This window comes from Dactylosporangium sucinum (assembly GCF_014647515.1).
Taxonomy (GTDB): Bacteria; Actinomycetota; Actinomycetes; order Mycobacteriales; family Micromonosporaceae; genus Dactylosporangium; species Dactylosporangium sucinum.
On the sequence record NZ_BMPI01000075.1, the window covers coordinates 756 to 1,033 of the forward strand.

Consider the following 278-nt stretch of genomic DNA (forward strand, 5'->3'; position numbering starts at 1 on the left):
GCGCCGGTACAGCACCGCGCGGTCCGCGTTCCACGACCGGAACACGGCCCGGATCGCCTGGCGCAGCTGCTCGCGCGGATCCTGCGGGAAGTCCTCCCCGGTGTGGCGGCGGAAGACGTCCTTGTACCGCGCGACGACCGCCCGCAGCGCGTCCGCGTCGAGGTCGAAGCCGGCGTCGAACGCCTCGTCCGGCACGTCGCGGACGGTCTTGCCGAACATCTGGATGAGCCGCCGGTAGGAGTCCCAGGCGAACCGCTCGTCCCCGCCCGACTGCGCCG

At 73.4% G+C, this 278-nt stretch carries 1 pseudogene; it reads right to left on the reverse strand.

Going from position 1 to position 278, the window contains the following annotated elements:
- A pseudogene (locus IEZ31_RS55945) lies at positions 1–278 on the reverse strand (pyruvate, phosphate dikinase); the annotation flags it as partial.